At 50.6% G+C, this 22,482-nt stretch carries 20 protein-coding genes; 14 read left to right on the forward strand and 6 right to left on the reverse strand.

What is annotated here, in order from left to right; genetic code table 11:
* The first annotated feature begins 1 nt into the window (after nt 1).
* The 6 genes from FH974_RS22805 to FH974_RS22830 are packed head-to-tail and all read left to right on the forward strand — an operon-like array spanning nt 2 to nt 5,573.
* Nucleotides 2-1,300 carry a TRAP transporter large permease gene (locus FH974_RS22805; protein ID WP_047886093.1) on the forward strand — a complete coding sequence of 433 codons (1,299 nt, stop codon included), beginning with the start codon at nt 2-4 and terminating at the stop codon, nt 1,298-1,300.
* A 17-nt stretch (nt 1,301-1,317) separates the two neighbouring features.
* Nucleotides 1,318-2,343, forward strand: a complete 1,026-nt coding sequence (gene dctP / locus FH974_RS22810) for a TRAP transporter substrate-binding protein DctP (RefSeq protein WP_107193886.1) — start codon at nt 1,318-1,320, stop codon at nt 2,341-2,343.
* 58 nt (nt 2,344-2,401) lie between these two features.
* On the forward strand, nt 2,402-3,514 hold the full coding sequence (locus FH974_RS22815; RefSeq protein ID WP_207103787.1) for an NAD(P)/FAD-dependent oxidoreductase: 1,113 nt from the start codon (nt 2,402-2,404) through the stop codon (nt 3,512-3,514).
* Nucleotides 3,483-3,782, forward strand: a complete 300-nt coding sequence (locus FH974_RS22820) for a (2Fe-2S)-binding protein (RefSeq protein ID WP_047886095.1) — start codon at nt 3,483-3,485, stop codon at nt 3,780-3,782. Before FH974_RS22815 ends, FH974_RS22820 begins: the two co-directional genes overlap by 32 nt.
* 17 nt (nt 3,783-3,799) lie before the next feature.
* Nucleotides 3,800-5,263, forward strand: a complete 1,464-nt coding sequence (locus FH974_RS22825) for an NAD(P)/FAD-dependent oxidoreductase (protein WP_047886096.1) — start codon at nt 3,800-3,802, stop codon at nt 5,261-5,263.
* Entirely contained in the window at nt 5,220-5,573 is a 354-nt protein-coding gene (locus FH974_RS22830; RefSeq protein WP_047886097.1) for a RidA family protein, read from the forward strand. The genes FH974_RS22825 and FH974_RS22830 overlap by 44 nt, the downstream gene beginning before the upstream one ends.
* A gap of 103 nt (nt 5,574-5,676) precedes the next feature.
* Here FH974_RS22830 and FH974_RS22835 read toward each other — a convergent pair whose 3' ends face one another.
* Nucleotides 5,677-6,579, reverse strand: a complete 903-nt coding sequence (locus FH974_RS22835) for a GNAT family N-acetyltransferase (RefSeq protein WP_047886098.1) — start codon at nt 6,577-6,579, stop codon at nt 5,677-5,679.
* Nucleotides 6,580-7,052: 473 nt separating this feature from the next.
* Here FH974_RS22835 and FH974_RS22840 point away from each other — a divergent pair, with 473 nt between their 5' ends.
* From FH974_RS22840 to FH974_RS22850, 3 genes are all read left to right on the forward strand, one after another.
* Entirely contained in the window at nt 7,053-10,667 is a 3,615-nt protein-coding gene (locus tag FH974_RS22840; protein WP_047886099.1) for a VWA domain-containing protein, read from the forward strand.
* Nucleotides 10,668-10,684: 17 nt separating this feature from the next.
* Nucleotides 10,685-11,158: a hypothetical protein gene (locus FH974_RS22845; protein ID WP_047886100.1), complete on the forward strand. Its 474-nt coding sequence runs from the start codon at nt 10,685-10,687 to the stop codon at nt 11,156-11,158.
* A gap of 154 nt (nt 11,159-11,312) precedes the next feature.
* Nucleotides 11,313-11,864, forward strand: a complete 552-nt coding sequence (locus FH974_RS22850; RefSeq protein WP_047886101.1) for a hypothetical protein — start codon at nt 11,313-11,315, stop codon at nt 11,862-11,864.
* A 54-nt stretch (nt 11,865-11,918) separates the two neighbouring features.
* Here the strand turns inward: FH974_RS22850 and FH974_RS22855 are convergent, their stop codons facing one another.
* Nucleotides 11,919-13,331 (reverse strand): aminotransferase-like domain-containing protein, encoded by a 1,413-nt coding sequence (locus tag FH974_RS22855; RefSeq protein WP_047886102.1) that lies wholly within the window; start codon nt 13,329-13,331, stop codon nt 11,919-11,921.
* Between the two features lie 262 nt (nt 13,332-13,593).
* On the opposite strand from FH974_RS22855, the gene FH974_RS22860 reads away from it, so the two are divergent.
* The 3 genes from FH974_RS22860 (at nt 13,594) to FH974_RS26485 (ending at nt 16,464) form a co-directional block, all read left to right on the forward strand.
* On the forward strand, nt 13,594-14,994 hold the full coding sequence (locus tag FH974_RS22860; protein ID WP_047886103.1) for a cytochrome ubiquinol oxidase subunit I: 1,401 nt from the start codon (nt 13,594-13,596) through the stop codon (nt 14,992-14,994).
* Between the two features lie 29 nt (nt 14,995-15,023).
* The gene (gene cydB / locus FH974_RS22865) at nt 15,024-16,031 is read left to right on the forward strand and encodes a cytochrome d ubiquinol oxidase subunit II (RefSeq protein WP_047886104.1); all 1,008 of its coding nucleotides are present in this window, start codon (nt 15,024-15,026) and stop codon (nt 16,029-16,031) included.
* Nucleotides 16,032-16,212: 181 nt separating this feature from the next.
* Nucleotides 16,213-16,464, forward strand: coding sequence for a DUF2474 domain-containing protein (locus FH974_RS26485; protein ID WP_047886105.1), 252 nt, complete (start codon nt 16,213-16,215; stop codon nt 16,462-16,464).
* 124 nt (nt 16,465-16,588) lie between these two features.
* On the opposite strand, the gene FH974_RS22875 is transcribed toward FH974_RS26485, so the two are convergent.
* Nucleotides 16,589-17,689, reverse strand: coding sequence for an alkene reductase (locus FH974_RS22875; RefSeq protein WP_047886106.1), 1,101 nt, complete (start codon nt 17,687-17,689; stop codon nt 16,589-16,591).
* 230 nt (nt 17,690-17,919) lie between these two features.
* On the opposite strand from FH974_RS22875, the gene FH974_RS22880 reads away from it, so the two are divergent.
* A complete protein-coding gene (locus FH974_RS22880) occupies nt 17,920-18,882 on the forward strand; it encodes a LysR family transcriptional regulator (RefSeq protein ID WP_047886107.1) in 963 nt (320 codons plus the stop codon).
* Nucleotides 18,883-19,022: 140 nt separating this feature from the next.
* On the opposite strand, the gene FH974_RS22885 is transcribed toward FH974_RS22880, so the two are convergent.
* The 3 genes from FH974_RS22885 to FH974_RS26385 form a co-directional block, all read right to left on the reverse strand.
* A complete protein-coding gene (locus FH974_RS22885; RefSeq protein ID WP_047886108.1) occupies nt 19,023-19,496 on the reverse strand; it encodes a peroxiredoxin in 474 nt (157 codons plus the stop codon).
* A gap of 322 nt (nt 19,497-19,818) precedes the next feature.
* Entirely contained in the window at nt 19,819-20,655 is an 837-nt protein-coding gene (locus FH974_RS22890) for a DeoR/GlpR family DNA-binding transcription regulator (RefSeq protein ID WP_047886109.1), read from the reverse strand.
* Nucleotides 20,656-20,671: 16 nt separating this feature from the next.
* Nucleotides 20,672-20,806 carry a hypothetical protein gene (locus tag FH974_RS26385; RefSeq protein WP_273859842.1) on the reverse strand — a complete coding sequence of 45 codons (135 nt, stop codon included), beginning with the start codon at nt 20,804-20,806 and terminating at the stop codon, nt 20,672-20,674.
* A gap of 183 nt (nt 20,807-20,989) precedes the next feature.
* Here FH974_RS26385 and ugpB point away from each other — a divergent pair, with 183 nt between their 5' ends.
* Entirely contained in the window at nt 20,990-22,294 is a 1,305-nt protein-coding gene (gene ugpB, locus FH974_RS22895) for a sn-glycerol-3-phosphate ABC transporter substrate-binding protein UgpB (protein ID WP_047886383.1), read from the forward strand.
* Nucleotides 22,295-22,482 lie beyond the last annotated feature (188 nt).

Here is a 22,482-nt window from a genome sequence, read left to right on the forward strand (position 1 = left end):
AATGGTTGAAGTTGCACTGTTTGCAGTAGGAGCACTGGTACTCCTGCTCACTATTGGCGTTCCATTGCCGTTCTGCTTCGGCGGCGCCCTGATGATCATGACCTATTTCGGCGATATCTCGATGAAAGGCAACATGATGTGGGGAACCGGCCAGCTTACCAACCCTATCCTACTGGCTATCCCGTTATTCGTGCTGGCTGGTACGATCATGAGTCAAAGTGGTATCGCGGCCAGTTTGTTACGGTTTGTAAATGTGTTTGTCGGGCACATCCGAGGCGGTCTGGGTATTGTCGCCTCAGTCAGCTGTGCCATCATCGGTGCCATTTCCGGCAGTGGCCTGACCGGGGTTGCCGCGATCGGCCCGCTGCTGATTCCTGAGATGGAAAAACGCGGCTACCCTCGCGCTTATGCGACTGCGCTAATCGCGAACTCGTCGATTCTTGGCCTGCTGATCCCTCCCAGCGTCACCATGATTGTGTACGGCTGGGTTACCGATACGTCCATCCTGGCCTGCTTTCTGGCCACGCTGGGACCGGGCCTGCTGGTGACGTTCAACTTTGCGGTGATCAACCTCCTGATGGCGCGCAAGTTCCCGCTGGTTCTGGAAGAGAAGCTACCTTTCGGCGACATGCTTAAAGAAGCATCATCGCGCACGGTTCACGCTATCCCGGCGTTGCTGATGCCGGTCATCATTCTGGGTGGTATTTACGGCGGGATCATGACACCAACAGAAGCCGCGGCCGTGGCAGTAATTTACGCGGTACCCGTCGGTTTCATGATCTACAAAGGGCTGAACTGGAAATCGCTGCTGGCATCGGGCAAAGAATCGGCCACGGCAGTCGGTTCCATCATGTTCATGATTCTGTTCAGCCTGATCCTGAGCCAGATGTTTGTTGTGGAAAATGTGCCTCAGGAGCTGGTTGATACCATCTTCGGTATCACAGAAAACAAAGCACTGCTGCTGATTTTCATTAACATCCTGCTGTTTTTGGTCGGCATGGTCGTCAATGACATCACCGCCATCATTTTGATTGCGCCTCTGCTGCTTCCGCTGATGACTGCGATTGGCATCAGCCCGATTCAGTTCGCAGCCATCATGGGTGTTAATACCGCGATGGGCGGCGTGACACCGCCTTATGCTTCGATTCTGTACCTTGGTGCCCGCATCGGTAATGTGAAATTCGCCGAAGTGGTTGGCCCGGCAATGATGCTGATTCTATTCGGCTACTTACCAGTGGTGGTCCTGACTTCCTTCTGGTCTGACTTATCACTCTTCCTGCCAACCCTGTTTGGCTACTGATAATAAGGAAATTGATTATGAAATTGACAGGCAAGTTTACTCACAACATGAAACTGAAGAAGACCGCCCAGGCTCTGCTGCTGGCTGCTGCTACGCTGAGCGTCCTACCGGCAACGGCTGCCACATTAAAAATCAGCCATGTCCGTCCGCAAGGGACCGTCATCGATAACGACATCAAACGCATGGGCGAAGAAATTAACACCACCACTGACGGCGACGTGAAACTGCGCATCTATGCGGCCAACGCGCTGGGTGATTACACCCTGGTGCAGGAGCGCATTTCGGTCGGGGCAATCGACATGGCTGTTCAACCGGCATCCACAGCAACAGACCGTCGCATGCAGCTGGGTTTACTGCCATATCTGGCCACCAACTGGGAAGAAGCACAGAAAATTTATGGCAATGGTGCGCCGGTTCGTGAAGCGATGGAAGAGCTGTTTACCCATCAGGACATCACTCTGCTGGCTGCCTACCCGGTCTATTTTGGTGGTATCTCACTCAACCGTGATGCCGTCGAACCGGGCCAGCCGGATGTCAGCAAAGGCATTAAACTACGCGTTCCGCCAATCAAGAGCTTTCAGCTGCTGGCTGACAATGTCGGCTACATCGGCTCGCCACTCCCCTTTTCGGAAGCCTTTACCGCGGTTCAGACCGGTGTAGTGGATGGCGTAATTGGCTCCGGTGCGGAAGGGTATTACGCATCATTCCGCGATGTCACGAAGACCTATATTCCGCTCAACACCCACTTTGAAATCTGGTATCTGATGATCAACAGCGAGCGATTCCATGATCTGTCTGACAAAGAGCAGGCGGCACTGAAAGCAGCCGCGGCCAATTTCGAGCAGCGTCGCTGGCAGCAGGCGGAGCAAGATCAAATCGCTAATGAGAAAAAACTGGCAGATAACGGCGCGCAAATCATTCAGGTGACACCACAACAGCTTGCTCAGACGTCAGACAAAGTACGTCGTACCGTCTGGCCTGAGATCCTGAACGATATCGGTGCCGAGTGGAGTCAGGCCATCGTTGATAAAGCCCTGAACTAATCCCTCCCTGGTTGCGGAGGGCCTCTCCTCCGCAACACTCAGACATAAGAGATATTTCATGAAACCGGAATATACCATTATCGGCGGCGGTATCGTGGGCTGTGCGGTGGCTTTTGGCTTGCTGAAAGCCGGTCATCAGGTCACCGTTCTGGACGGAGGCGACAGCGATCACCGGGCTTCCCGCGGCAATTTTGGCCTGGTGTGGCTCTCCTGCAAAGGGCTGGATGCGCCACATTATGCCGCCTGGACCCGTCGCTCGGTCGGCATGTGGAAAAATCTGGCTGCCGAGCTGGCAGACATCAGCGGTATCGACGTCAAGCTGGTACAGAACGGCGGTTACGACTTCCACTTCAGTGAAGCTGAAATGCTGGCGCGCGCCGCCCAGTACGAGAACATCCGCGCGGCCCTTGGGTCCGACCATCCTTACGAAGTGTGGGATCGTGGGCGGTTGATTCAAGAGGAGCCGGAAATCGGTCCAGACGTCATTGGTGCCATTTTTGGTGCAGAAGACGGCCACGTAAATCCGCTCAAACTCCTGCGTGCTTATACCCAGACGATCCTGACATTAGGCGGCAGGCTCATCACCAAGGTGCAGGTGGAGCACATCACACAGAATGCCGATGGCCGTTACGTGGCGCAGCTCACTGACGGTCGCGAATACCTGAGTGACAAACTGGTGCTCTGCGCAGGTTTAGGGGCAGCCACGCTTGGCCCGCAACTTGGCTTTCAGGCACCGGTTACCCCGCAAAAAGGCCAGGTTCTGATCACCGAAAAACTGCCGCCACGGCTCAAACGGGCGTCAGGACTGATCAGGCAGGTTGACGAAGGTGGGATTCAGATTGGGGACTCCAAAGAGAACGTCGGCTTCGACGAGGAAGACACTCTGGATATCACGGCCGCCATCGCGGAGCGTGCGATCGCCATTTATCCGTTTCTGGCCCAAACCAAGCTGATCCGCAGCTGGGGGGCGTTAAGGATTATTTCTCCGGATGGGCTGCCGATTTATGAGCAGTCAACATCCCATCCCGGTGCTTACCTGGTGAGCTGCCACAGTGGCATTACCCTCGCCGCAGCCCACAGTTACCTCTTACCACAGTGGCTGGAAAATGAAGCCAGCCACCCTGACCTGGAGCTATTCAGTGAAAAACGATTCCAGCTTTGTGAGGCTTGATGGTGCCTCCAACTCCTCTTCTAAGGTAGTTTTTTACTGGGAAGGCGAGGAAATTCGAGCGAACAAGGGCGATACCATTGCTGCGGCGTTGCTGGTCGCAGGGATACGCTCAACCCGCACCACACCGGCAACCCAGTCAGCCAGAGCCCCCTTCTGCATGATGGGGAGCTGCTTTGAATGCCGTGTTGAGGTGGATGGCGAGCAAAACGTTCAGGGATGTATGCGTCTGGTTGAGCCCGGCATTCAGGTAAAACGCCAGCGGTACTAGGCCAAAAGGGAAAAATTATGCGTAATGTCGATGTTTGTATTATTGGCGCAGGCCCGGCCGGCATGGTCGCCGCAACGGAGTGCGCGAAAGCAGGTGCCAGCGTAGTGTTGCTGGATGAGCAGCCCCGTCCGGGCGGGCAGATTTACCGGGCGATTTCAACCCAAGGACACCCGATGGGAAATGTTCTGGGGCCGGACTATCTGCATGGCAGCACGCTGCTACAAGCATTCAGTGAAGTACAACTGGACTACATCAATGAGGCGACTATCTGGCGCGTTGATCCGAACAGAACGGTGTACTGGAGCCGTCGGGGAAAAAGTGAAAAGCTCCACGCCAAGCGAATTATTATCGCTACCGGGGCAATCGAACGCAGCTTTGCATTCCCCGGCTGGACACTACCCGGGGTGATGACAGCCGGAGCCAGCCAGATTCTGCTCAAAACGTCAGGAATCGCCCCTAAAAATGCCGTATTGGTCGGTACCGGACCGTTGCTGTATTTGCTTGCAGGGCAGTTGATTAATGCCGGTGCCACCCCCGCGGCCATTGTCGATACTCAATTGCCGACCAGCTATCTGAAGGCCAGCCGCTATCTGGCCAACGCGTTGTTTGGTCACCAGTATATCGTGAAAGGTCTTAAACTCCTTAAGCAGATCAAACAAGCCGAGATACCGCATTATACGCAAGCGACCGATATCCGGGCTGGCGGCGGTGAGCAGCTGGAACAACTGACATTTAACATCAAGGGCAAAGCACATACCCTAACGACATCAACAGTGCTGAGCCATATCGGCGTCATTCCGAATGTCCAACTGACCCGCTCTATGGGAATCGACCACGAGTGGGATTCTCAGCAACGCTGCTGGAAGCCGACTCTCGACGAAACCTTGAATACTTCCCTGGCGGGCATTGCCGTTGCGGGTGATGGCTGTGGGATAGGTGGGGCAAAAGTGGCTGAAAAACAAGGCCATTTGGTTGCAATCGACGCCTTGCATGCGCTAGGCTACCTCCCTTCTGAACGGTGGCAGCAAGAAACGCAGCGCCTTATTTTGGCAATTCGAAAAGAACTGGCCATTCGTCCTTTCCTGGATACGTTATATTCGCCTCCTCAACAGGCAATGACGCCAGAAGACAGCACAATTATCTGTCGGTGTGAGGAAGTGACAGCCGGGGACATTCGTAAGATGGCCAGAAATCACTGCAACGGCATCAATCAGGTCAAAGCCTTAACCCGCTGCGGAATGGGCCCCTGTCAGGGACGCTACTGTGGCTCAACAGTGGCGGAAATCATGGCGGCAGAAACCGGTAAAGAGCCTGCTCAGGTAGGATATTACCGGATTCGCCATCCGATAAAGCCCCTGAAACTTAGCGAATTAGCCAGTCTGGCACCATCAGAAAGATCTTATATTCAGCCCTACAGAAAAGTGAAGGAACAACATAATGACAATTATTCAACGAAAGCACACGAATCAGCGCATGAGTAAGATCGTGATCCACAATGACACTGTCTACTTGTGTGGCCAGGTAGGTGTTGCGGGTACCAGTGTTGCCGAGCAAACTGCAGAAGCACTACGCCGGGTTGAAGCGCTGCTGATTGAAGCCGGCTCTGACCGCAAACATGTGCTGCAAACAACCGTATGGCTGGCCGATATGAATGACTTCGCCGAAATGAATGCAGTGTGGGATGAGTGGTTCGAAGAAGGCTACCAGCCGGCTAGAGCTTGTGGCGAAGCCAAACTGGCACGCCCTGAGCTGAAAGTTGAACTGCTGGTTACAGCCGCCGTCATCAAATAAGACCGCCTTTTGCGTTCAGAATCGCAGGGTTAAACGCCAAGGCGTTTTCTTACAGCACCCAAATAGGGCCAGATGGCCCTATTTTCTTACTTTTCCTACCACTTTAAGAACGGGCCCATACGATACGGATCGTCTTAGTCGTGAATCCGGCAGCCTTACAATTTCGACTACTAATGGTGTCCGGCATAACATCGGTGAGTAAATGCGTGATTTTAGCCGCTTTGGCATCCTGAATGCGAGCATGCAGTAATGCGGTTTGACATCCCTTGCCCCGATAAGCTTCCTGCGTATACGCATTCGCGAAAATCGCGACACGGCGATCACTCCCCTTCCGAGTGTTCGGAGCCATATCTGATGCAGCCTCAGCACCTGTCTCTCGCGCAATAATGACAGTATCATCCACTTTATCACTGACTAGAGAACAACGACTCATGCCATTATCGACCAGGTATGACGTTGCCCAGGCACAGGGCTGGTCATCATAAAAGGCGACAAAGCAACGAAATTGCTCAGTACAGTAGTACCGCCGTTTTTCTTCCCAGACAGTCTCGCTGCATTCCACACCGGCTGTTTGCAATAAAGCCAGAAAATCATCCACTTTTTCACACTCCCACCGCTCAACTCTGATTTCCTGTTTTATTGGCGAAGCCTGGTAACTCTCTGCCCTCATTGCGAGAAACTCATGCGAGTAGGCTGGCACAAAATGGTGTTTCATGAGGCATTGAGAAAGAGAAAAATCCGTTGCCGCGGGTTCAATACTGATTTCAGGCGAAAGATGGTCAGGATACAACCCAAGCACCTCTTCAATATCTGATTCAGCGCATTTCTGATGAATAACCACGTGATTATCGTAGCGGCGGGTCGAATCAATATAAGCCGTCATTCCCGGTTTTCGTACCAGTGTCAACTGGCTGGGCCGGCTCGTAGATAAGGTGCGTGTATTGTTGAAACAAAAATATGAGGTCAATGCGTGATTAAACCATCCATGGGTATCTGTAGCCGTCATTCCTTCTCCAATAGAATCTTCACATACTATTTATACCTTTCAGCGAACCGCATGATGGCACAATAAGCAACTTAATGGGTATGGTTTTTGTTCCAAGGCAGCCAACATTGATTCAGTGACAGGCATTATTCCGCCACTTAACGACTGCTCAAAGCTCAAATTTCAAGTTGGTATAAAGATCACACTGAAGAGTCAATAATCGTGCCTAAAACGCATACTATTGAGCAACAATGTAATCCTTTGCATTTCAAATCAAACATTAAGCACAAATTATTGATAGATCACATCAATAACAGAGAGTTATGACCGACATATATCACAATAAAAAGAGAAACGATGTAACAAATGCGCGTTTTTTTACTTGCTCGCCTGTTGATTGCAATTTTTCGCAAATATGCAGTTAACTGCTTATAAAAAGATACCTATATTTCCTCTCTGATTTTTCAGTCATACCTATATCAGAGGAAGATAACGTGAAGCACCCCTACCTGTTACCCTTGAGCTTGTTCATTGCTCCGGCAACGATGGCTCAGGTTGAATACTTATCGCCAACTTACCTTGAAGCTGTATCCAAAGATCTGGCAGCTATGAATCAGACCCCCATAGCGAAAAGTATCGCTGTCAGCCGCAGTGCAGGCATCGCTACACCAAGTCAGGTAACGATCACCGAGATCAATGCTCACTCTTTCCCAACAGTAAGCGGCTTCTTCAGTGTACGAGACAGTGAGGGTGAACATGTATCAGGCCTAACTTCCTCTGACTTAGCATTGGCAATTACTCACCCAGCACTGACAGAGCGGCAGACTCCTTTAGACATTTTTGTCAGCGAAATCGGTTCCACCTCGACGAAAGCTGACATTGCTTTTGTCATCGATTCGACGGGTTCCATGAGTGGTGAAATTAATACAGTAATTGCCAATATCCGTGAATTTGTGGATGCACTGGCCGCTGCCGATATTGATTACCGACTGGCCGGGTTCTCGTTTGGTGATGAAGTTCCTTACCGCAAGAAAATCAGCTTTACCAACAATGCCGATGCATTTAAAAACTGGGTATCGTCCCTTGTCGCTCATGGTGGTTCAGACTGGCCGGAAAACCCGCTGGACTCGATTATCTCAGCCGGTTCAGAGTTAAGCTGGCGGGCTGATGCGCAGCAAATAATCATGCTCATAACCGATGCCCCGGCTCATGTGGCGGGTGACGGCGGCGACAGTGATACAACGGCAACATTTTCACTGGCGGCCCTCTCAACCCAGCAACAAGCCGTTTACTACTCATCCCCTGAGTCACAATATCTCTCTCTTGGCACCAGTCTGAACTGGCCTTTCAATGGCGATGTTCTGCTGTCACAACTCGGTGATGCCGTTCGCAGCAGCTATCAATTCAGCTTTACCGATCCTGTTGGTCTGCACGATGGACTGACCCGCCAAATGATTGTTCATCCTAATGGTCAACCTCTGATCCGCGATCAGGCTCCTTATACCCCGGATCTGAAAACAGGGCGATTTTCGTTAGTTGTGATGAATAATGATCCGGAACCTCGGGCAATTGCATCGGCTCAAGTCACCGTGACGGACAAAGATGGTAACAGCACCACTTACATCAGCGATGGTACCGGAACTGTGGATATTGAATTGACCGGGGATCAGACCTATCAAATCACCGCTGGATTGACCGGTTTTTACGCACCGCAGGAAATGACCGTCACAACCACAGTCAACGACAGTGGTGACATTGATATCAGCGTTGAGGAACTCTCATTCAACCTGGCTCTGTTAACTGTGGCTGAAATCAAAGCCAGCGTGAGTAAACGACTCAATCAAATAAAAGCTTTTGGACCCACGCTTATCAGCAATGCGCCATTTGAGGCTGAAGCCAATACGGCTTTAAACTGGATTTCAACCATTCCGGATTCCTCCGACGAGCTTGGTGATGGCCCTTCCGATGCCCAGCAAGAAGGGTTAAAACGCATGGATATTGCAACCCAAGCCGTTCATAAATCGAACCAGTACATTGAAAATGATGTCAAGATTATCGGTGGCAGCCTGGCGAAAATCGTCATGACCTTCCTTGACCTCAACTCTACTTTCACAAAAATTGAAGAGCAGCTCAGAACTGTGGCCGGCAAGCTGGATCCTGCCGCAGCAGACTGGGCTATCATTCGCTGGACTTATAGCCAGGTCAAAGAGTTACTCGAGATTACAGCATCCAGTCTGGGACAACTCACGAAAAATCTCAGTAACTTACTACTTGATGTTGTGAAAATGAACCTTGAAGAACAACATCATGGCCTGGTGACGGAGCTGAAAACCTTACTGGCTGTCGCAACCACCAATCCTAATTTACCTCTGATTGAAAACATGGCACAGCAAGCCGCACTCGACTTACTGATTCCTATCTACGCCAATGGTGCAGACACGAAGTTTGAGAAATCAATCGGGGTTCACTCGAACATCACGACATCCCTGACGGCAGACGCACTGGCTTACCGACTCAATCAGGCTAACCAGTCGCTGAATCAGATGCTTAAGCAAGCGGAAGCCGTCAAATCCACCTTAGCGAATACCAGTAAACTCAGTGATATTATTGGCGTTATTGGTGGAGCTGTCAGTTCCATCGACAGCACGCTGGATATCCTGCCAGCCAGCATCGCAAATACCATTCCTGCTTTGGCTACCGTGAAAACAGCCCTCAGCGCCTTGGATAAAGGTTTGAAGGTGGGTGATATCACGGTTTCCGCGACTAACTCTGCTGTCGCGTCTTCACATTTCCTTGTGCTGGATTCACAGATTGAGAATGTCATTGAGCGAACTTCCGACGGCGCAGACTCTTCGATCAGCCCTTACCGTGCGATGAGCCGCACATCGTTCGCTTTTGCTGACAAAAAACTTGAGCAGTTAAACACTCAGCTCACAACGAAATCGATCCCGGTAACCAGTGCCACACTCGATGAACACTTCATTCAGGCTAATCAGTTGCTGAGCGATGGCAAGCTAGACGCATTCTTTGATTACTACATCAATAGCCTCACGCCGGCGGTCGACAATGACCAACAAAATATTTCTGCCATGATGGCATACATCATCAGTGCCGATCAGCTGGAAAGGCAGTATGGCAGACCGGGTAACTGGGATGCACTACGCACGGATGCACTCACTGCTGCCATTAATCTGAAAATACAAGCGATCAGTAATAAACTGGCTATCGCTGCCACCTTGCTGGAGTTAGGTACCTCTGATTCGGCTCAGGAAAAAGCACTGACCGCTCAACTGTCAGAAGCACTGACTCACTGGCAAACAGAGAGCACCATTTTGACCGCTAAAGTGGCAGAAGCTCGTTTAAGAGCCGATGGCTTTACCTCTAATGAAGGGCTGTTCACCATTGATAAAGTCAACGTCAGTAGCCAGCCTGAAAATGGGCATACCCTGTTTACTGTTACTGTCTCCTTGGAAAACATCGGGGACACTAATGCCAACGCGGTAACCCCAAGCATTGTGGCGAATACACTGACTTTCATCAGCCATTCAGCCCAAGACAGCAGTACTGACTACGCAAACGGTGAGAGCTATCAACACACCTTCGTTTATTCGAATGAGAACAATCCGGAGCTGGATAAACACAGCCTGGATATCACACTCACGCAAAACTTTACCAACGAAGTGGTCACCGACAACAAAGTGGTATTTGCCTATTTGCCGACGATCGACAGTGACAAAGATGGGATCCCTGATCATATCGAAAATCAGTACGGCTTCGATCCTCAAGACGCGACCGATGGTTACAAAGATCATGACAATGACGGTGTGAACAGCTCTACAGAATACCAGCTAGGTCTGGACCCTCTAAAAGACTTCTCAACCGGCTCAGACAAAGCGGATTTTGACGTTTATCTATCGATGCTTATTCCTGGAAATGGCCTGGCCGGGGATGTTAACCAGGACGCTACAGTCGACACCCTAGACTATGACCATTTAATTGAGATGTATGGTCAGAGTACTCAGGCAAATCCGAAGCTGATTCTTGGTGACTTTAACCGGAATGGAAAAATTGATCTGTTCGATCTGACTATTGTTAAAAAATCGATGTAATTTAAGGGGATACTACAATGAGAAAAAGTCTGCTAATTCTTGCTACATTGCTGCTCTCGGCGTGTAACTCCGATGACAATAGCAACAGCAATAATGACAACAGCACGCCAGATACCGGTGGCGTTGGAAAACAATATGCGAGCAAAGCACTGGGACCGACTCAGTTGAACAATACTGTTTCTATGGCGTTGATTGTCAGCCCGAATAACCCCAACGAAACAGTTTCGGGTCAGCCTGCAGTGACTTTCAACCAGCAGAACGGTCAGTTGACCATTACTCAGGGGCAAGGAATACGGGCCGCAGAAGCAACGTTCTTGCTGATGAATGAGCAAACCTTAGCAAGTAAGAGTTGTGGATATCTGGAAGCGATTGAACAACCAGCCTCTGGATGCATCATGACAATTTCAGCTGATGACCTGAGTAAAATCCATCTCAGTGCAATACAACTGTTTGACCCACAAGGAAATCTGATCACTACGTCTATTCAGTAGTTGATGACGTAAAAAACAGTAAAGCGTTTCATCTTGCGCTAGGAGAGCTTAGGCTCTCTTAGCGCACATTAGCGTAGAAGATTCGTGTGAAAAGGGCCAAGCTAAATAAGCGAAAATAATAAAGTCCAAACAAGATAAACATGACAAGTGACTTATGAAAAAAACCTTTGTAATCATAGCGATCAGTTTTTCAGTTATTGCAGTCAGCCTGTATTTTACGTTCAGACCCAACGTAATGACACTGACCAACACACTGTTACCAGCACAGATTGAGCTGATCTCGCCGCTGACATCAAGCCCATCAGCGTCAAATTCTTCGGCGTCAAATACGTCAGCGTCGAGCCGTGTCATTGACACCGAACTAAGAAGCTACCAGATCAATCACCACTACTATGCCTTGAGCCAGCAGCAGGTTAATATGGTCAATCAAGCACTTGAAGCATTTGATCACTTCCTGGCGACCTGTAAAAGTGTGACTCGTCTTCCCTCTGAGCGACACAATCAACTGAGACTGAATATTGAAAATAATGAGCGGATTGTGACCTATCAATTTTCCCTAAGCGATGATCAGCATCATTGGCTCGAAACCACGAATATGGTCAAAGAGACAGTGATGAGCTCGCCAAGAGCCAGGCATTACCGGTGTCCGGACAATCCGGCCATTTTTCAGATCTTGCACGCACTGCCAGGGGCAAACATTGAGTAATGAGGCCGTTAGCACTGGCACCTGCGGCTTTGCAGTTGTGCCAGTCCAGTGTGACTAACCCAATTGTGCTTTTATCAGTTCTGCAAGCCGGACGATCGCCTGCTCATGGGCATCGTTTAGCGGAAATGACGCGTTGAATCGGAAACAATGATTAAACTGCTCGCCAGTCGCAAACATCCGGCCCGGCGCAATACTGATATTTTCAGACAGTGCAGCCTGGTAAAGTTCTGTCGCATCCATGGATGGTGGCAGTTCTAGCCATAAAAAGTAACCGCCGTCTGAACGGTGTATTTTCACCGTATCAGGCAAGTGAGCTTTCAGACACACATAGTTTGCTTGCTTGCGCTGGCTGAGAGTACGGCGTAGTTGGCGTAAGTGACTGCCGTAGTTGCGGGTGGTTAGAAAATGAGCCAGCGCCAGCTGTATTGGCACACTGGTGGCAAGAGTGCTCATCAATTGCAATTTCTGAATTTTCAGCGCTTGTTTTCCTGCGGCAACCCAGCCGATACGAAACCCTTCCACCAGCGTTTTGGAAAACGAAGAGCAATGCATGAATTGCCCCTGTTCATCGAAAGCCTTGGCGGGCAACGGTTTACTGTCACCGATATACAGCTCGCTGTATACATCATCTTCAATCAGATGTACCTGATACTTTTTCAGCAACGCGGCCAACTGCTGCTTTTTCTCAAGCGACAACGTATAACCCAACGGGTTTTGATGATTGGTCATCAACCAACATGCTTTCGCAGAGTGGGTTTGCAGTGCCCGCTCCAGGGAGCCCAGATCAATGCCTTCCTGCGGGTGAGTACGCACCGAGATAGCTTTCAGCCCAAGGTTTTCAAGCGCTTGCAGCGCACCGTAAAACGTGGGTGATTCAACAACCACCCAGTCACCGGGTCTGGTCACTGCACGCAGACTCAGATTCAGTGCCTCTAGCCCTCCAGCGGTAATCACGATTTCATCCGGAGAGATATTCATTCCCTGCGCGGCATAACGCTGGGCAATCAGCTGTCGCAGTTCCTCGTTGCCAGGTGGCAGGTTGTCGACCACGCTGGTCAGCGGCATGGAGCGCACCGCTGCCGTCAGTGAGCGATTGGCTTGCTGGCGGGGAGCCAGAGCCGGATCCAGGTAGGCATGACCAAAACTAGCCATGCGCGGATTGCGGATAGCCTGCAGCACATCGAAGATAAAATCGTTCACGTCGACCGACTCAGTCGACAGCACGGCAGCAGCTTCCTGTACTTCAGCAACCGGCCTGATTTCAGGCGCGACCCGGTAGCCCGAGCGAGGATACGAGACGATCCACCCCTGACTTTCCAGTACCTGGTACGCCTGCAGTACGGTCATCAGGCTCATATTGCCATGTTCCGCCTGTTTACGCAGCGATGGAAGTTTGTCCCCGGCCTGCCAGACACCAGTATGAATCTGCCTTTGGATCTGTTGCACCAGTTGTTCATATTTCGCCATAACCGCACCTGTTCGTATTTCTTCCTGCTGGGGCTAACTTTTGTGGTTGGGCTAAGTACTCGCCTGCCTGCTTTGCTTTGATCTGCTTTACCTGGCCTTACTTGCTTTACTTACCCTGGTTTGAACTCACTCAGCCTGAGAACAACTATAACACTATGATGGAAAAATCTGTTATAGATTAACAATCCTGTTCTGTATCTATGCGGGAAATGTGCCACCGCCTACCATGCCACCACCTTCCATTTTTAAGCACAGGTAGTACATGTTAGGTTTAGATGCTTACATGTTGGCACGAATCCAGTTTGCCTTTACGGTTTCGTTCCACATTATTTTCCCAGCCATCACCATTGGCCTCGCCAGTTATCTGGCCGTCCTTGAAGGGTTATGGCTGAAAACCCGCCACCCGGATTACAAAACTCTTTACCATTTTTGGTCCAAAATTTTTGCGGTTAATTTCGGAATGGGTGTTGTGTCCGGGCTGGTCATGGCTTACCAGTTCGGCACCAACTGGAGTGGATTTTCCGAATTTGCCGGCAGTATCACCGGTCCTCTGCTGACCTATGAGGTACTGACAGCCTTTTTCCTTGAAGCCGGATTTCTCGGGGTCATGCTGTTTGGCTGGAATCGGGTCGGCGACAAACTCCATTTCTTCGCCACCTGCATGGTGGCGCTGGGCACGCTGATTTCCACATTCTGGATTCTGGCGTCAAACAGCTGGATGCACACTCCACAGGGCTTTGAGATTCAAAATGGTCAGGTCATTCCGGTCGACTGGCTGGCGGTGATTTTCAACCCATCTTTCCCATACCGTCTGGCGCACATGGTAATTGCGGCCTTCCTGAGCAGCGCACTGTTTGTCGGTGCGTCTGCCGCCTGGCACTTGCTCAAAGGTAACCGCTCCTCTGCAATCAAACGGATGTTTTCGATGTCATTGTGGATGCTGTTATTGACGGCGCCTATTCAGGCATTTGTCGGTGATTTGCACGGTCTGAATACCCTGCAATACCAGCCTGCCAAAATCGCGGCCATTGAAGGGCACTGGGACAACAGTAATGGTGAACCTACCCCACTGATCCTGTTTGGCATGCCGAACATGAAAACAGAACAAACCGATTACAAAATCGAGATCCCCTACCTTGCCAGTTTGATCCTGACGCACAGCCTCGAACAGCAGGTTCCGGCACTGAAAGAGTTTGCACCGGAGGATCGACCGAACTCCCCCATCGTCTTCTGGTCGTTCCGCATCATGGTTGCCCTTGGCCTACTGATGATGCTGCAAGGAGGCATCAGCCTGTGGTTACGGAAAAAGGGCACCCTCTACTGCAGTCCCCGCTTCCACCGTTTTGTCCTGATGATGGGACCAGCCGGACTCATTGCGATTCTGGCCGGATGGGTAACCACCGAGGTAGGCCGCCAGCCCTGGGTCGTTCATGGCCTGCTCAGAACACAACATGCGGTGTCCGCCCATGGTGATTTGCACATGAGTATCAGCCTGCTCACTTTCTTTGTGGTCTATTCCCTAGTGTTCGGGGTCGGGTATTTCTACATGATCAATCAGATCAAACAAGGCCCTGACGATCCTGACACCAGCCTGTCTGATACTGGCACAAACGCAAAACCAAACACGACACATGAACCGCTGTCCCTGTCAGGTCGGCTTTAGCCGCTCGGGATCACTAAAGGAGCACAACGATGGGAATTGAACTTGCCGTGATTTGGTTCGGCATCATCATTTTCGCCACCCTGATGTATATCACAATGGATGGCTTTGACTTAGGTATCGGGATACTGATGCCATTAGTAAAAAACCGTGACGAACGCGATCTGATGGTCAACACCGTCGCCCCGGTTTGGGACGGTAACGAAACCTGGCTGGTGTTGGGTGGCGCGGCGCTGTTTGGCGCTTTCCCACTGGCTTATGCCGTCATCATTGATGCGCTGACCATTCCACTGACCATCATGCTGATTGCCCTGATTTTTCGTGGTGTTGCGTTCGAGTTTCGCTTTAAGGCGTTACCGGAACATCAGGCTTTCTGGGATAAAGCCTTTATTATCGGTTCCATTGTCGCCACTTTCTGTCAGGGCATCGCGGTCGGTGCGGTCATTGAAGGCTTCCCTGTTGCAGGCAGAACCTTTGCTGGTGGTGGTTTCGACTGGCTGGCTCCCTTCCCGTTATTCTGCGGGCTGGGCCTGGTGGTGACCTACGCGCTATTGGGCTCGACGTGGCTGATCATGAAAACCGAGTCAGCACTTCAACAGCAGATGTATCAGGCAACACGATATTTACTGATCGCATTTCTTATTGCCATGATCGTTGTGAGCTTGTGGACACCGTTGGCCTATCCATCGATTGCCGAGCGTTGGTTCAGTATGCCAAACCTGTTTTTCCTCGCACCCGTACCGTTGCTGACCGGTTATTGCCTGTGGCGGATTCATACCGCCATACAACAACAAGGGCAAACCAGCCCATTTGTTATGGCACTGCTACTCACCTTTCTGGGCTTTAGCGGGCTTGGCATCAGCTTATGGCCAAACATCATTCCACCGGAAATCAGTATCTGGGAAGCGGCGGCACCTCCGGAAAGTCTGGGCTTTATGCTGGTTGGGGCGCTGTTCATTATTCCATTTATCCTGGGATATACCTTCTGGACCTATCACGTGTTCAGCGGCAAAGTAAAAGCCGGCGAAGCCTATCACTGATGCCGAGAGAGACTTTTGAACTCGCATTCAGGATTCGGGAAATTGACGAGTTTGAACGTTAAGATCATCTTCAACCGAAGAATATGAACAGATAAGGATTGAGGGCCGTTCGCTTCCGCTTGCTGAAAGGCAACGACAGAACGGCACTCAACAAGGTTCTCTTTCATAACGGAGAGATAATATGAGCAAAATCGATGCCCGCATGCACCAAGAATTGCCAGACATAACCGGGACAGGCCAACCCACTGCCGCTGCCACTTTCGAGACCAAGGCCCTAAGAACGGCCAATGCCAGTCGCCTCCAAAAGGTCAGGCATCCGGTAATCCGGCAAACAGCGTGGCTGGTATTGATTTGGGTATGTAGTGTCACTGCACTGGGCATGGTGTCAATGGGGTTTCGTTACCTGATGAACGCCGCAGGTTTTCAGTCGTAATACGCTCACCCTATATCAGTCACGACTCAGGCTTTGAGTCTCCTCAAAGCCTGAGTCGTTTTTTCGGCGTAAGTGTAGCGCTGCGCTGATGCTCGCAAAAGCCGTGAACTATCAATGTTGATCGTCAGTCCTGATAAACCGGATAATCGGTGTAACCTTGTTCATTGCCACCAAACAAGGTACCGGCGTCACTGATCTCACTCAGTGTCAGATTATGCTCAAGGCGGTAAGGCAAATCCGGGTTGGCGATGAACTTGCGGCCAAACGCCACAAAGTCTATCAGCCCCTTTTCAAGCAACGCTTCCCCTGCGGCTTTGCTGTAGTTGCCAGCCACCACAATTGCACCCTCAAACAGTTCTCGCAGTGCATACCGAAACGTTTCAGGCACTACCGGTGCATCTTCCCAGTCGGCTTCTGCCAGATGAATATACGCCAGCCCTAACTGATTAAATGACTCCGCAGCCAGTAAAATGGTATCTGTGGCTTCACTGTCGTTCATCCCACGCTGCGTGATATAAGGCGCCAGGCGAATACCAACCCTATCAGCTCCGATAGCCTCACTGATAGCTTGAGCGACCTCAACCGCAAAGCGAATCCTGTTTTCCATCGAACCTCCGTATTCATCAGTACGATGATTCGAGGTGCGACGCAGAAACTGATCGATCAAATAGCCATTGGCACCATGAATCTCCACCCCGTCAAATCCCGCCTCCATGGCGTTAATTGCCGCCTGACGATAGTCTTCGATAATGTCTTCAATCTCTTCTTTTTCCAACGCCCGGGGAACCGGACAGTCCAGCATCCGACCCACACCATCATCACCGACAACCCAGACCTGCGCATCAGGCGCAATCGCCGAGGGTGCCACTGGCTTACCATCCGGATGAAACGACGGATGCGACATTCTGCCCACATGCCAGAGCTGAAGGAAAATCTTACCACCTGCCTGATGCACCGCGTCAGTAACCAGACGCCAGCCGACGATCTGCGCTTGCGAATAAATTCCCGGCGTGAATGAGTACCCTTTCCCCTGCGGTGTAATTTGCGTGGCTTCCGTCACAATGAATCCGGCACTGGCACGCTGCGCGTAATACTGCGCCATCATCGGCGTCGGAATATCGCCCGGTTGCGCAGTGCGAGACCGAGTCATCGGAGCCATTACAATACGATTTGCCGTGGTTGTGGAGCCAAGAGCCTGTTGAGTAAATAACGTGTTGTAGGTCATAACCTTTCCTGAATAACTGATGGGTCTTTGATTCAGTCTATCTATTCAGTTAAATTTGATAATACCCTAAGATATGAAAACACTATTCACAAAATCTAAATAGTATTCGTTAAAGCTGAACACGCTTTGTTTAAATTGAATGCCCTTCGTTGAAAATGACCAGCAAGAGCCATTCTCAGAAAATCACTGAAAAAACAGTCAGATGATAACGATCTTATGAGAAAAACCCCATGAGCAAAGTCGACGACATGACCCTGTTTGTACAGGTGGTTAAAGCGAACGGATTAGCCGCCGCCGGACGGCAACTCGGCTTGTCCCCGGCCAGTATGACCGCCCGAATAAACCGGCTTGAACAGCGCTATCAGACGCGCTTGCTCAATCGCAATACACGCAGTATCACCCTCACCCATGCCGGAGAACGTTTTTATCAGGGCTGCCTGCGCGTCTTGGATGAAGTGGCCGCGACAGAAGCCAGCCTGTCAGAAACAGAGGCGGTATTATCCGGCACACTGCGGATCTCTGCCCCTTCAGATTTCGGACTGCAATATGTGGCACCGGCACTGGCCGCGTTTGTTGCTCAACACCCGCAGGTGATTCCCCATCTCTATCTCACTGACGGGGTGGTAAAGCTGGTGGAAGATGGGTTAGATATGGCAATCCGCTACGGCAACCTGCCTGACAGTAACCTGATTGCTAAACCACTGGCAGACAACCGACGGGTACTGTGTGCGTCACCAGCCTATTTGCGTGCCTATGGTATGCCCATCCATCCTAACGATCTCCTTGAACACCGCTGTCTGGTGATGGAGCGCCACGGCGAGCTACTTAACGAATGGTATTTCCGTCATAATAACCAATTGTTGTCACTCAAAGTGACACCGGCAATGGTTTCCGGTGATGGCGGATTGATCCGGGCTTGGGCGCTGGCAGGATGTGGCATTGCACTGAAATCACTCGTGGATGTTCAGGCTGATATCAATGTCGGTAATCTGCAATTGCTGTTCGAAGGCCAGGTGAAAGGGTTTAGCTACATTGATTCAGAAAAAATAGATTTAGAAAAAACAGATTCAGACAGCATAGGCTTGCAGGCAATTTTTCCAAGCCGAAAATTTCAGCCCCGACAAGTACGCGCATTCACTGAGTTTTTTGAGTCATGGCTGCAGTCATATTCTCCGGCAGAGCGCTCTCAATAAGGCTCACTCCTTTGCTGGGAATAATGTCGTCGGGCTTACCGTTAAGCGAGTCGAAAAACGCGTTGAAGGCATTGCGCACATAAAAAAACGGAAGCCTTGGCTTCCGTTTTTCGTAATGGTGCTTAAAAGCAAATACTGAATTACAGGCTCGCCAGAATAGTTTCTGCTTTGCTCGCTTCAAATTCTTTTGGCGCTTCAACGTTCAGCAGCGTCACCACACCGTCTTCAATCACCATCGCATAGCGCTGCGAACGGACACCACCAAATGACTCAGTATCCATCTCCAGGCCCAGAGCTTTGGTGAAGCTGGCATCGCCGTCAGCCAGCATCATGATTTCAGAGGCATTTTGTGCTTCGCCCCATGCTTTCATCACAAATGCATCGTTGACAGAAACACAGGCAATCAGATCCACGCCTTTATCCTTAAGCTGGTCAGCCAGTACGACATAACCCGGCAGATGCGCTTCTGAACACGTTGGTGTGAATGCACCTGGTACAGCAAACAGTACCACTTTCTTACCGGCAAACAGCTCGGTAACTTCGTGGTTGACCATACCGTCTTTGGTCAGTTGGCTCAGGGTCGCTGCCGGTAGTTTTTGGCCTTGCTCGATCATTGTTATTTCCTTCATTGGATAAGCATTTCTACAGTCTAGTCTTTAATTAACACGATAAACACTGAGAGACATTACGGTTTTTATTCGAACCCGACACCATGTGTAAGCTTTCTGCACATCTTCTCAGATAACCGAATCAGTGAAGATAGAGAAAAATCGCCCCGTGATGGCGAAATTACCCCGTTATCAGGCTCTTTTTCACCCTCATTGATATCTCTCAATAAGTTTTTCAAAGGCAAGTTGTCACAGCATTTCTGATGCAGTTTTCAGTCATTCTTTTACCTGATCTTAAATTCCGCTCTTCATATCTTGTTGATGACGCTTAATCCTGGTCACCACTGAAAACCCGATCAAAGCTGTGCAGTGGTGCAATGATCGCGTTTGCTTTACGCTGCCATTTTGTTCTGTTGGCCACCAGCCATGTTTGCTGTGAGCCCGATAGAATCGCCTGGCTAACCTTTGCCTCTCGAAGCTCATACTCCATAGCAAACGCCGTGCTGACTGAAGCTATTTCGACATCACCCGCTGGCAAATTATCGGTGCATAAACATTTGGCTGTGCCTAAAACTGTCTCTGAGCCTGAAGCTTTAGCCGGGTCAGGGGCCAGCAACTTTGACGCCGAAATGTGGCTCACTGCGGCGCAACCGATGATACCGATATCGGCATAAAACTGGCCGAAAAACGACGCGACCGTATCTCCGACAATATCCCGGTCATTGCACCGTATTCGTCCGCCGGGCATCCAGGTTTCGATCTGGGGAAACCGGGTCAGAATTTGTGCGGCTTCAAAATTATTAGTGATCACCCGCAAACTTTGTAAATGCCCCAAATGTTCAGCAATGGCCGCGATTGTGGTGCCAATCCCCAGAAAGATTGTACTGCCATCCGGAATTTCCCGCACAACCGCTTGAGCGATACGTTGCTTCTCCGCCTGATGCGTTACTTGTCGGGTCACGTAACTGCGGTTGCTCAGGGAACCCGGCAAACCAACCCCTCCATGGTGCCGCCTTGCCATCCCCAAATCGCACAGCGCATTGATATCCCGCCGAATGGTTTGCGTCGTCACACTAAACGCTGAGGCCAGATCGTCAATCGAGCAATATTCCTGTTGATTCAGCAGCTCAACAATGTGCTGTTGGCGAATATTCAATGGTTCCATCTCGTGTCTTGTGTCCTTACCCACTCCCCATGCGTTCAGGATGAATGGCCTGAAGCGATCGCATGCAGAAGAAAATGACTGGCAGGCTGACAGAGTTTTGTGACAGCAGGATTGCATCAAACGAACCGATAACACGTTCATATATGTTCATTTTACTGTCATTGAAGCGTCATCAGAGTTCTTTAGGTTTCATATGAACATTTTCAGGAATGTGCTTCTGCCCGCCTGTTTTCAAACGACTGGCTGTACGTCAGCCCGGTTCAGGAACGAAGCGCATTCCACACTTTTCATCAGCGTCTAAACGTTAAGGGAATACACAATGTCGGGGAAAAAAATGTCTATGAAGCACCTCGTGGGACTGGCGGTCACCGCTGCGCTGGCCAGCGCCAGTGTTCAGGCCAAAACAGAAGTTGAATGGTGGCACGCCATGGGCGGCGCGCTAGGGCAGAAAGTCAATGCAATCGCAGCCGACTTTAATGCCAGCCAGTCTGACTATGTGATAAAGCCAGTCTACAAAGGCAGCTACGCCGAGACCATGACCAGTGCAATCGCCGCATTTCGCGCTAAAGAACAACCAGCTATTGTCCAGGTGTTTGAAGTAGGTACTGCCACCATGATGGGTGCCGAAAAAGCGATTTACCCGGTTTATCAGCTGATGGAAGACACCAAAGAACCTTTCACTCCGGATAACTACCTGGCTGCGGTGACCGGATACTACACCACCAATGACGGCAAGATGCTGTCGATGCCGTTTAACAGCTCAACACCGGTACTGTATTACAACAAAGATATGTTCCAGAAAGCCGGTATCACTCAGCCACCGGCAACCTGGAAAGAGATGGATGCCATTTCTCGCAAACTGATTGAATCCGGTGCGAAATGTGGCTTTACCACCACCTGGCAGTCCTGGACTCAGATTGAAAACTTTGGAGCCCGCAACAACCTGCCACTGGCCACTAATAACAACGGCTTCAAAGGCAATGACACCGAGTTTACCTTCAACTCTGAGCCATTCATCAAGCATATCGCCCAGATTGGAGAATGGTCGAAAGAAGGTATCTTTAAATACGGTGGTCGTCAGTCGGACGGTATGCCACTGTTCTACACGCAAGAATGTGCAATGACCATGGGCTCATCAGCGGGTCTGGCGGGTATTAAAGAAAACATGAAAGGCATCAACGTTGGCGTTGCACAGTTACCTTACGACGATACCGTTATCGACAAACCTCAAAATACCATCATCGGCGGGGCTTCGCTGTGGGTACTGCAGGGCCATACGAAAGACGAATATAAAGGCGTTGCCAAGTTTTTCTCTTACCTGTCGAGCCCTGAAGTTCAGGCCGATTGGCACCAGTTCTCCGGTTACCTGCCTATCACTAAACAGGCTTATGAGCTGACTCAGAAACAAGGCTTTTATCAGTCGAACCCGGGGACTGACACCGCGGTCTTGCAGATGACGTCTTCTGCACCGACAGCCAACTCAAAAGGGCTACGTTTCGGTAACTTCCTGCAAACCCGTGACATTATCAACGAAGAGTTGGAAGCCGTCTGGGCGGGCAAGCAATCGGCAAAAACTGCACTCAACAACGCCGTCCGCCGGGGCGATGAGCAACTTCGTCGCTTCGAACGTACCCAGTAAGTGAATCCCGGGCTCTGATACATTGCTGGCTGCAATCGCGGTCAGCAATGTTTCCAGATGCCTGACTAAGACTGCTGGCTTTATGAATCGGCAGCTTTACTAACCGCTGGCTGTATGAACAAGTGACCAGCAGCCACCGGAACACTTCTTACCAGCCCCTGCCCCTTGCGTCTGAAGCTAAGACTAAG

This window comes from Photobacterium ganghwense (genome assembly GCF_017329545.1).
GTDB lineage: Bacteria > Pseudomonadota > Gammaproteobacteria > Enterobacterales > Vibrionaceae > Photobacterium > Photobacterium ganghwense.

What these genes read in the sequence shown, in the direction of transcription:
- FH974_RS22805 (WP_047886093.1), top strand. Translation starts at nt 2, where the DNA reads ATGGTTGAAGTTGCACTGTTTGCAGTAGGAGCACTGGTACTCCTGCTC.
- dctP (WP_107193886.1), top strand. Translation starts at nt 1,318, where the DNA reads ATGAAATTGACAGGCAAGTTTACTCACAACATGAAACTGAAGAAGACC.
- FH974_RS22815 (WP_207103787.1), top strand. Translation starts at nt 2,402, where the DNA reads ATGAAACCGGAATATACCATTATCGGCGGCGGTATCGTGGGCTGTGCG.
- FH974_RS22825 (WP_047886096.1), top strand. Translation starts at nt 3,800, where the DNA reads ATGCGTAATGTCGATGTTTGTATTATTGGCGCAGGCCCGGCCGGCATG.
- FH974_RS22830 (WP_047886097.1), top strand. Translation starts at nt 5,220, where the DNA reads ATGACAATTATTCAACGAAAGCACACGAATCAGCGCATGAGTAAGATC.
- FH974_RS22835 (WP_047886098.1), bottom strand. Translation starts at nt 6,579, where the DNA reads ATGACGGCTACAGATACCCATGGATGGTTTAATCACGCATTGACCTCA.
- FH974_RS22845 (WP_047886100.1), top strand. Translation starts at nt 10,685, where the DNA reads ATGAGAAAAAGTCTGCTAATTCTTGCTACATTGCTGCTCTCGGCGTGT.
- FH974_RS22850 (WP_047886101.1), top strand. Translation starts at nt 11,313, where the DNA reads ATGAAAAAAACCTTTGTAATCATAGCGATCAGTTTTTCAGTTATTGCA.
- FH974_RS22855 (WP_047886102.1), bottom strand. Translation starts at nt 13,331, where the DNA reads ATGGCGAAATATGAACAACTGGTGCAACAGATCCAAAGGCAGATTCAT.
- FH974_RS22860 (WP_047886103.1), top strand. Translation starts at nt 13,594, where the DNA reads ATGTTAGGTTTAGATGCTTACATGTTGGCACGAATCCAGTTTGCCTTT.
- cydB (WP_047886104.1), top strand. Translation starts at nt 15,024, where the DNA reads ATGGGAATTGAACTTGCCGTGATTTGGTTCGGCATCATCATTTTCGCC.
- FH974_RS26485 (WP_047886105.1), top strand. Translation starts at nt 16,213, where the DNA reads ATGAGCAAAATCGATGCCCGCATGCACCAAGAATTGCCAGACATAACC.
- FH974_RS22875 (WP_047886106.1), bottom strand. Translation starts at nt 17,689, where the DNA reads ATGACCTACAACACGTTATTTACTCAACAGGCTCTTGGCTCCACAACC.
- FH974_RS22880 (WP_047886107.1), top strand. Translation starts at nt 17,920, where the DNA reads ATGAGCAAAGTCGACGACATGACCCTGTTTGTACAGGTGGTTAAAGCG.
- FH974_RS22885 (WP_047886108.1), bottom strand. Translation starts at nt 19,496, where the DNA reads ATGATCGAGCAAGGCCAAAAACTACCGGCAGCGACCCTGAGCCAACTG.
- FH974_RS22890 (WP_047886109.1), bottom strand. Translation starts at nt 20,655, where the DNA reads ATGGAACCATTGAATATTCGCCAACAGCACATTGTTGAGCTGCTGAAT.
- FH974_RS26385 (WP_273859842.1), bottom strand. Translation starts at nt 20,806, where the DNA reads ATGAACATATATGAACGTGTTATCGGTTCGTTTGATGCAATCCTGCTG.
- ugpB (WP_047886383.1), top strand. Translation starts at nt 20,990, where the DNA reads ATGTCTATGAAGCACCTCGTGGGACTGGCGGTCACCGCTGCGCTGGCC.